Genomic DNA, 608 nt, shown 5'->3' with positions numbered 1-608 from the left:
AAAGCTTACTTACAGCTCCCCAAAGCATATCGTCGTTAGTAACGTCCTTCATCGGCTTCTAGTGCCAAGGCATCCACCGTGCGCCCTTAATAACTTAATCTTTTTTGACTTTCAACACGAACGTGTCGGTTGAAAACCCAAAATGTTATTAATCTGTGAGTGTTCTTTCGAACACTAGCGATTATTTCTTTTTGAATTCAAAGCTTGTTAAAAACTCTAATTCACTCGGTTTTGCTTGGTAAAATCATAAATTTTACTTACTTATCTAGTTTTCAATGTACAAATTTTATGGTGGAGACTAGCGGGATCGAACCGCTGACCTCCTGCGTGCAAAGCAGGCGCTCTCCCATCTGAGCTAAGCCCCCATAAAAGCAATATTAAAATCAATGGTGGGCCTAAGTGGACTCGAACCACCGACCTCACGCTTATCAGGCGTGCGCTCTAACCAGCTGAGCTATAGGCCCATTCTCGATGTGAATACTCTAATGAGCATTCAAAACTGAATACAATATGTCAATGTTATTCCTGCATCTTCGTAAGAAGATGTTCCGAATATATCCTTAGAAAGGAGGTGATCCAGCCGCACCTTCCGATACGGCTACCTTGTT

At 42.1% G+C, this 608-nt stretch carries 2 tRNA genes and 1 rRNA gene; all 3 read right to left on the bottom strand.

From position 1 onward, the window contains the following. A 23S ribosomal RNA gene (locus tag BJS11_RS13200) occupies positions 1–100 on the bottom strand; the annotation flags it as partial. A 189-nt stretch (positions 101–289) separates the two neighbouring features. Continuing rightward, positions 290–365 (bottom strand) — tRNA-Ala (locus BJS11_RS13195). Positions 366–387: 22 nt separating this feature from the next. Beyond that, positions 388–464, bottom strand: a tRNA-Ile gene (locus BJS11_RS13190). Positions 465–608 lie beyond the last annotated feature (144 nt).

The sequence above is a fragment of the Staphylococcus caeli genome, from assembly GCF_900097965.1.
GTDB classification, from domain to species: Bacteria; Bacillota; Bacilli; order Staphylococcales; family Staphylococcaceae; genus Staphylococcus; species Staphylococcus caeli.
This window is presented reverse-complemented; position numbering and strand designations above follow the sequence as displayed.